Below are 7,573 nucleotides of genomic sequence, written 5' to 3'. Positions count from 1 at the left end.
AGCGCACGCAGCTTGCCCGCCTTGATCATGGGCAGCGACGTGCCCATGCCGTCGAACATGAACTGCACCTGGCCACCCATCAGATCCTGCAGGGCCGGCGGCGATCCCTTGTAGCCCGCATGCTCCATGTCCACGCCCGCCGCCTTGTTGAACTGCATGCCCTTGATATGCGACAGGGTGCCGGGGCTGTACGACGCGTAGGTGATCTTGCCCGGGTTGGCCTTCACGTAGGCCACCATCTCGCCGACGTTGCGCACGGGCAGCTGCGGGTTCGTAACCAGCACCAGCGCCACGCTCGCCACCTCGGCCAGGGGTGCCAGGTCCTTGAAGAGGTCGACCCGGTACTTGTAGCTGTACGGGTTCTCGGTCACCAGCGAGTTGGGCGACAGCACGAAGGTGTAGCCATCGCGCGGCGCGGACAGCAGGGCATCGACTGCGAGGATGCCGCCCGCACCCGGCTTGTTGTCGACCACGACCGTCTGGCCTGTGCTCTTGCGGATGCTTTCTCCGAGGGTGCGCGCGATCATGTCGGAGGCGCCGCCGGCGGGCGCGGGGACGAGCAGCCGGATTGGGTGGCTGGGCCAGTCGTTCTGGGCCTGCGCGCCTGCGCAGGCCAGGCATGCGCCCAGCGTGAACAGGCAGGCGCGGCGCGACAGGTGCTTGGAGAGGGAGTTCATAGCGATGCGCTCTGTATCTGGTTGTGGTGGGGGCAAGGCGATCAGCCCTCGCTGACGTCTTTGAACGCGCCGCGCCGGTAGTTCTCCATTTCCTCGAACAGGATCGGCGCGCCCAGGCTCATGGTGTGCAAGCCCAGCGTGCTGGTCAGTTGCAGCACGGCCGTGATCTCTTCTGGCGTGACGCCCAGCGCAAGGGCGCGGCGGATGTGGCGCCGCACACCGGGGCCGAACATGTGGGTCACCGAGGCGTCGACGGCAATGGCCACCAGTTCAAAGGTCTTGGGATCGATCACCCCCGAGTTCAGGGGCGCGCTCACCATGGCCATGAACTTTTCCGTCCAATCGGCGTCGAGCTGCGCCATCGGCTCCCAGTTCTTGTTCCATTGGCCGCCCGCGCGCATGGCGTCGCAGACGGGGGTGGGGGAAGGGTCGTGTTGCATGGTGTCTCCAGGAGGCGAACGAGGGCGTGCGCCATGGCGTGAACTCTAGGATCGGACGCGCGCCAGTGATTGACAACTTKGGACATGGCATTGACAATTTGAGACACGGAGGGAAAACCCTATGACGTCCTATCTGCGCAGCGCCAGCCTTTCCAACTACGGCGAACTGGCGCGCAGCCTGGGCCTGGATCCGGTCCGTATGCTGGCGCGCGTGGGCCTGCCGCCCGGCTGCCTCGACAGCGCGGATCTGCGCGTGTCCGCCGACGCGGTGATGGCGTTGCTGGAGCTGTCGGCGCAGACATCGGGCGAACAGGCATTCGGGCTGCGGTTGGCACAGACGCGGCGCCTGTCCACCTTGGGGCTGGTGGGCATGCTGGCGCGTGACGAACCCACGCTGCGCGAGGCCATCGCCACCCTGGTGCGCTATGGCCGGCAGCACAACGAAAGCCTCGCGGCCCGGCTGGAGGAGTCGAACGGCATCGCCGTGCTGACACAGGAACTGCTGTCGGCGCCCAACGCGGGCCGCCAGTCGATCGAATTGGCCGTTGGCGCCATCCACCGCATCCTGCGCCTCCTTCTGGGACCGGAGTGGTCGGCCCGCTCCGTGTGCTTCACGCATCCGGCGCCCGCCGTCCTCGACATCCACCGCCGAGTGTTCGGGCGCAGCGTGCGTTTTTCGCAGGAATTCAACGGCATCGTGCTGCGCAGCACCGACCTGGACACGCCAATGGCCATGGCGGACCCCGTGATGCGCGGCTATGCCCACCAGATGCTGGCGGAGGCGACGCCGACGGAGCGCGCGCAAACGCGCCACGAGGTTCAGCACATGATCCTGGCTTTGCTGCCGACCGGGCGCTGCAATGCCGACCAGGTGGCGAGGCACATGGGCATTGATCGGCGCACGGTACATCGCCGGCTGGCCCGGGAAGGCTGCAGCTTCTTGGCCCTGCTGCAGCAGACCAGGCAGGAACTGATGGCGCGCCACCTCAGCGGAGGTCGCCGTCTATCGGAAATCGCCCCCCTGCTCGGGTTCGGCAGCCTCAGCGCCTTTTCAAGATGGCGCAGAAGCCACTGACGCCGAAGCCGACTGCTGGCACGTCGCGCGTAGAACCAGCATCAGGCGGCGCGCGCGCATTGCCGCTCCTTTCGCGATCAACTCCCCCAAGCGGTCGCCGAGAGGACTGGAGTGTGCTGGTCGCCGAGGAGCCGCCGGGGGCTGTGCTTCCTTCAGGCTGGGATAAAGCGGCCCGTTGGCAAGAGGGTTCGCGCCGGCCAAAATACCGTCTGGACTGGCTCCGAGGCCTCCCGGGTGATCTCGGCCTCCACGCTGGCGATCGATTTGATCATCAACACCTTGTTGGCGCGGTGATAGGTGCTGCTCGTTGCCTTGCGGTAAAGGTTACGGTCGTGACAGAGGCCTCCGACGCGCGGATTGAATGTGAACAGATCGCCGGGTTTCAGGTCGCTGAACTTCATGGGTGTCGATCAAGGTTGCTGTGGATCGGAGGGCCTGGATGCCAAACGGCGATTGGGCTACGGATGTCGCGGCCCAGTGCCGGAAAGCTCCTTAGCCTGTGAGTCTAGGGACGCATACCCGGTGGGGCTTTGCTTTTGGTGCCACCTGCTTAGCATTTCACGCCCAGCGAAATCGCTTGTGGACGAGGTGCAGGCGACGCGAGAAATCAACAAACTTACGCGCGCAACTCTCGAACTCGGGCGGCCAACGCACACATGAAGCGCGCAACACCCAATTCATTCGTATGGTGGTGCGCTCAGAGGTGTCTTACGAGCGGCAGGACAACAGCGGGCGGCGCGCCGCCGTCAACAGCGATCCAGGCCACCACGTTGCAGGGTCCGAACAGAACCCACACTAGGCCGTCGCGTCCGGGCGTCGCCGCGGCAATCGCCGGGTTTGCCGTCCAACCTGCGGCAGCTCCGGGGAGCAACGCGGCACCGCGGACTTCTATCCGCTCGGCGCCGGCGGCGCGCAATCTTCGGGCCTCGACCTGGCAAGCCGGGTAAGTGCTCTCGTCGCCGAAGAGTGTGGTTTCGGGTAGCGCCGGAGCGGCATAGTCCGTGGCTGGAAGCTCCGCGGTCCACAATGAGYGTTTGACCCCCGCCAGATCGGCCGGTTCGGTGATGCCCTCGTGCCGAAGGAACTCTGCCCAAGCACCGACCGGCGTGTCGGCAAAGTAGTTGGCAGGCCCCTCGCCGTCTCGGTGCCAACGCGAGGCCGGTTGCGCAGCGACCTGCCAGAGGAAGGGAAACCGGGGGTCGCAGTGTCGAAAGCCGAGTCGCATGACCCATTCAGGCGGCCAGCGGCTGCGCACCGCTCAAAACGGCAGCCAGCGCGCGCACCCGCTCTGAGGCTGGATCATCCACTCCCCATTTCTCACCAAGCGCCTCTCGAGGGCTCAAGCCGTCGAGTTGGGACCGTGGCCGCTCGAACCATCGCCGGATGCCGAAGTTGTTGTAGGCCCCGCTGAGATCGGCCACCACCATGGCCAGCCAGTGCAGGCGCTCGGCAACAGCTTGCGGTGTGGAACGTCCATTGGATGCATACCGGCGTAACGACGTGTCGGAAACGCCAACCAGGCGGCAAAGCGATTCGTCGCCCAAAACCTCTCGCATGGTTGCCCACTCCGAGGATGGCGCCGGCGATTGCCCGAGCACATTGACGAGTTGTCCGACCGCCGCCTCCATCCGCTTCGCCGTCGCAGGATCGAGATCGGCCGCGTCGATTTTCATCAGCGGTGCCATGTCGAGCGGTGTTCTGGAGGCAAGCTTCTGGTCCTGCAGCGCGCTAACCACTCGTGCGATCGTTTTTGCATCCAGGCTGGTGATGCGCTCGGAGGCCATGAAACCCATGGCAGCCGTGCGTGCGACAAGCGCCATCAGTCCCTGCAGCAGGGGAACGTTAGCGGTCGGTGCGCTATCGGGTGAAAGTTGGATCTCCAGCATGATCCAATAGTAGGCCGATTGGGGCCCAACTGCAACCCGAACGCCGGGCGAGGAGCAGATGCGATGCTGCCATCGGCGCGAGTCCGGCGCGGTTGACAAAGTTGTGTTCGAGCCCCCATGTAGCCCCACCTGGTCGAGCATCCGGCTGACCTTGCTGCCCAGCGCGCTCTCTGCGCGGAAATACCCCACGACGGTCGCGACGCTCTGATGCCCCGTCATCGCCATCGTCTCCGGTGTAGGAAGGCAGCGAACATTTCAGCGGCTACTGGCATGTCTCTTAGCTCACGGAAAACATTTTTGAGTGGCTCCTGAAGCCCAACATTTCAGTTTCCTAGTCGCGCTCCGATGAGTGCCCGGCAATTTCGCCGGTTGCGACCAGCGCCGCAATGCCCAGCTATGCGAATGGGTGTCCGGCTAGAGGCATGACTGCACCTCAACGGTCATCGGGTACCGGTTATGGGTCAACCGTCGCCGATCGCCTGCGCAGCCCACAGCCAATGCGACGCCTCGGCCCTGTCCGCAATGGAGAATCGCCCCATCGCCATGGAGTGGGCAAGTGTTGGCCAGTGGGCGACTGTCGTTCAATTGCCAAGCCAACGACTTTCCGGCCACTCGCCCGCATTGATCGCGCGTTGGACCTGCCCGACGAGCAGATCGACCGCGCATGTCACATGGCGGCCGGTCGGTCTGTTTGTCGGCAATCCGAGAACGATCGTGCGCGTGATTCCTGGTTCAGCAAGCGGGGCGCCCGTGAGCCGATCTTTTCGGAGATCTTCCGCGACAGCGATGGGGGGTAGTATGGTCAGGCCGTGTCCACCCAAAACTAGGCTGCGCTGAACGCTCAACGCGTTGGTTTCCGCAGCAAGACTCAAGGTTACGTGCGCCACCGCGCAGGCGTGCTCGACCAGCGTTCGAATGCCGTGAGGCGCGCTAGGCAGCACCAGCTTGTGCTTTGCCAGTTCGGCGAGGGCAACTGGCCTGTCTGGCCGCAGCTTTGCGTCCTTCGGTCCGATGACCCAAAGCGCCTCTTCGACAAGCGGTCGGACCTGAACATCCAATGAGCGCTCAACGCCGTAGAGCAAAGCGGCATCCACCTCACCTGTTTCGAGCCACCGCAGCAGTGTGCCCGCGTAGCCCATCGCAATGCGAACGCGAATGCCTGGGTATTCGCGCGTGATGGCTGTCAGGAGCCTGCTCGATAGCATATCAATCGTGCTTGGAAGGAGCCCAAGCGTAACCAACCCGCCCACGCTGTTGCCAGTGGATCCGATCTCCGCGCGCGCTCGATCCAGTTCGAGCATGGCTCTGCGGGCGTACCCCACCAAGGTCTGCCCGGCTTCGGTCAACGCCATTCCATGCCGCTCGCGATCGAAAAGGGGCGCTCCGATGTCATCTTCCAGCAGCCGGATCTGGCGGGACACGGCCGGTTGGACGAGGTGAAGAACATCAGCCGCACGGGTCACGTTGCCTGTCTCAGCGACTGTCAGGAATGCGCGCAACTGCTTGAAGTCCATTTTTTGATGTCTCGATCAGGAGATTTGATAGAGGAATGCCGAAATTCTATTTCATAGTAGCTGGAATCACATTCTATGATTTCACCATATTCAACTCACTCAACCGAGTCTTATGAGCAACCTCAATCCCGTGGCGCCTGCCTGGCAGGAAGCCATCTTCAAGGTGCTGAAGGAAGGGGGCGTCAATCAGATCGCCTACGTTCCCGATGCTGGTCACTCGCACGTCATTCGCAGTGCCATCGCCGACCCCGACATCAAGGATGTCGTCCTGACGACAGAAGAGGAAGGCGTGGCCGTTTGCAGCGGCGCATGGCTTGGCGGTGATCGCGCAGTTCTTCTGATGCAGAGCAGCGGCGTTGGCAACTGCGTGAACATGTTTTCGCTGCTGCAGGCAGCCGATTTCCCGTTCTTCACGCTGGTGACCATGCGCGGCGAGTACGCCGAGTTCAATCCGTGGCAGGGGCCAATGGGCAGGGCGACACAGGCTGCACTGGAGCTGATGGGCATCCACGTGCATCGTGCTTCAAAACCCGAGGAAGTGGAGGAGATCGTCAGTGCCGGCTTTGATGCCRCATTCGAGGCAGGCGAAAAGGTCGCCGTGCTGTTGGGACAAGAACTGATCGGCCGCAAGAAGTGGGAGCGCAAGTGATGAGCCAGGACACACAGAACAAGCGCGCGGATCGTCGCGATTTCGTCTCCAAGCTTCTGGCTGCTACGCCTGACGCATTGGTGGTCACTGGACTGGGCTCGGCGTCGTACGACGTGTTTGCCGCCGGCGATCGGGATAAGAACTACTACCTGTGGGGGGCTATGGGTGGCGCCACATCATTGGGCCTCGGCTTGGCGTTGGCGCAGCCTGGCAAGCCGGTGGTCGTCATCACGGGTGACGGTGAGCAACTCATGGGTATCGGGAGCTTGGGCTCGATCGCGGTGAAGCAACCCAAGAACCTCACGATCGTCGTGCTGGACAACGGGCATTTCGGCGAGACGGGCATGCAGCGCAGCCACTCGAGCCTCGGCGCGGACCTAGTGGCGATCGCCAAGGGCTTTGGCATAGCCGACGCTTACTCGACCAGCAGCGTCGACCTCGTCGATGAAATTGCTCAGGGCATCAATGGTCGCCAAGGTTTGGCCTTCGTGCAGGTCTTCATCGAAGCCGATGAGCCGTCACGCGCACTGCCGCCGCGCGACGGCCCCTTCATCAAGAACCGGTTCCGCGCCGCGCTGGGCCTCAAGCCGTTCTGAGAACCGGCCGGAGCGCCTGCAACGACAAGGAAGGAGACGGCATGAAACGCTACCTGCTGCGCATTGGCGGCCAAGCCTGCGAACCCCGCAGCGGCCAGTGGTTCGACACACAGAACCCTTACACCGGTGAGAGTTGGGCGCAGATCCCGCGGGGCGACGCGGGTGACGTGGATGCTGCCGTACAGGCTGCCCACCAGGCGCTGACACAAGGTCCATGGGCGGAACTGACGGCAACCCAGCGCGGCGCCCTGATGCGCAAGCTCGCCGATCTGATCGCTCGCGATGCGGTCAAGCTTGCCACGACCGAGGTTCGAGACAACGGCAAGCTGCTGGCCGAGATGCAGGGGCAACTCAACTACATCCCGCAGTGGTTCCACTACTACGGGGGCCTGGCCGATAAAGTTCAGGGCAGCACGCTGCCGCTCGACAAGAAGGGCTACTTTGCCTTCACCCGCCATGAACCGGTCGGGGTGGTGGCGGCCATCACTCCCTGGAATTCGCCCCTGATGCTGTTGACGTGGAAGATCGCGCCGGCGCTGGCTGCGGGTTGCACCGTCGTCGTCAAGCCTTCGGAGTTCACGTCGGCCTCGACGCTGGAATTGGCCGAGCTTTTCGAGGAGGCAGGCTTCCCGGCGGGCGTGTTCAACGTGGTCACGGGATACGGCGCCGAGGTGGGCACACCGCTGGTCGAGCACCCGCTGGTGAGCAAGATCAGTTTCACAGGCTCGGACACTAC

The 7,573-nt window shown here is 63.7% G+C and carries 10 protein-coding genes; 4 read left to right on the top strand and 6 right to left on the bottom strand.

Annotation, left to right across the window (positions count from 1 at the left end):
* Together AC1DY5_RS34400 and AC1DY5_RS34395 are read right to left on the bottom strand one after the other, a co-directional pair.
* On the bottom strand, positions 1-677 hold a 677-nt coding region (locus AC1DY5_RS34400), incomplete at its 3' end, for a Bug family tripartite tricarboxylate transporter substrate binding protein (RefSeq protein ID WP_478118815.1).
* Between the two features lie 41 nt (positions 678-718).
* Positions 719-1,078 (bottom strand): carboxymuconolactone decarboxylase family protein, encoded by a 360-nt coding sequence (locus AC1DY5_RS34395; RefSeq protein ID WP_478118814.1) that lies wholly within the window; start codon positions 1,076-1,078, stop codon positions 719-721.
* Between the two features lie 160 nt (positions 1,079-1,238).
* Here AC1DY5_RS34395 and AC1DY5_RS34390 point away from each other — a divergent pair, with 160 nt between their 5' ends.
* Entirely contained in the window at positions 1,239-2,192 is a 954-nt protein-coding gene (locus tag AC1DY5_RS34390; RefSeq protein ID WP_478118813.1) for an AraC family transcriptional regulator, read from the top strand.
* Between the two features lie 152 nt (positions 2,193-2,344).
* On the opposite strand, the gene AC1DY5_RS34385 is transcribed toward AC1DY5_RS34390, so the two are convergent.
* The 4 genes from AC1DY5_RS34385 to AC1DY5_RS34370 form a co-directional block, all read right to left on the bottom strand.
* Positions 2,345-2,593 carry a hypothetical protein gene (locus AC1DY5_RS34385; protein ID WP_478118812.1) on the bottom strand — a complete coding sequence of 83 codons (249 nt, stop codon included), beginning with the start codon at positions 2,591-2,593 and terminating at the stop codon, positions 2,345-2,347.
* A 296-nt stretch (positions 2,594-2,889) separates the two neighbouring features.
* Positions 2,890-3,417: an RES domain-containing protein gene (locus tag AC1DY5_RS34380; RefSeq protein WP_478118810.1), complete on the bottom strand. Its 528-nt coding sequence runs from the start codon at positions 3,415-3,417 to the stop codon at positions 2,890-2,892.
* 7 nt (positions 3,418-3,424) lie between these two features.
* On the bottom strand, positions 3,425-4,297 hold the full coding sequence (locus AC1DY5_RS34375) for a hypothetical protein (protein WP_478118809.1): 873 nt from the start codon (positions 4,295-4,297) through the stop codon (positions 3,425-3,427).
* 362 nt (positions 4,298-4,659) lie between these two features.
* Positions 4,660-5,592: a LysR family transcriptional regulator gene (locus AC1DY5_RS34370; RefSeq protein ID WP_478118806.1), complete on the bottom strand. Its 933-nt coding sequence runs from the start codon at positions 5,590-5,592 to the stop codon at positions 4,660-4,662.
* A 112-nt stretch (positions 5,593-5,704) separates the two neighbouring features.
* Between AC1DY5_RS34370 and AC1DY5_RS34365 the strand changes: the two genes are divergently transcribed.
* The 3 genes from AC1DY5_RS34365 to AC1DY5_RS34355 form a co-directional block, all read left to right on the top strand.
* Positions 5,705-6,241 (top strand): phosphonopyruvate decarboxylase, encoded by a 537-nt coding sequence (locus AC1DY5_RS34365; protein ID WP_478118804.1) that lies wholly within the window; start codon positions 5,705-5,707, stop codon positions 6,239-6,241.
* Positions 6,241-6,837 (top strand): thiamine pyrophosphate-dependent enzyme, encoded by a 597-nt coding sequence (locus AC1DY5_RS34360; RefSeq protein WP_478118802.1) that lies wholly within the window; start codon positions 6,241-6,243, stop codon positions 6,835-6,837. Before AC1DY5_RS34365 ends, AC1DY5_RS34360 begins: the two co-directional genes overlap by 1 nt.
* Positions 6,838-6,878: 41 nt before the next feature.
* A partial coding sequence (locus AC1DY5_RS34355; RefSeq protein WP_478118800.1) for an aldehyde dehydrogenase family protein occupies positions 6,879-7,573 on the top strand: 695 nt, incomplete at its 3' end.

This window comes from Variovorax sp. P4_D9, assembly GCF_056401695.1.
This window is presented reverse-complemented; position numbering and strand designations above follow the sequence as displayed.

What these genes read in the sequence shown, in the direction of transcription:
- AC1DY5_RS34370 (WP_478118806.1), bottom strand. Translation starts at nt 5,592, where the DNA reads ATGGACTTCAAGCAGTTGCGCGCATTCCTGACAGTCGCTGAGACAGGC.
- AC1DY5_RS34385 (WP_478118812.1), bottom strand. Translation starts at nt 2,593, where the DNA reads ATGAAGTTCAGCGACCTGAAACCCGGCGATCTGTTCACATTCAATCCG.
- AC1DY5_RS34390 (WP_478118813.1), top strand. Translation starts at nt 1,239, where the DNA reads ATGACGTCCTATCTGCGCAGCGCCAGCCTTTCCAACTACGGCGAACTG.
- AC1DY5_RS34375 (WP_478118809.1), bottom strand. Translation starts at nt 4,297, where the DNA reads ATGACGGGGCATCAGAGCGTCGCGACCGTCGTGGGGTATTTCCGCGCA.
- AC1DY5_RS34395 (WP_478118814.1), bottom strand. Translation starts at nt 1,078, where the DNA reads ATGCGCGCGGGCGGCCAATGGAACAAGAACTGGGAGCCGATGGCGCAG.
- AC1DY5_RS34360 (WP_478118802.1), top strand. Translation starts at nt 6,241, where the DNA reads ATGAGCCAGGACACACAGAACAAGCGCGCGGATCGTCGCGATTTCGTC.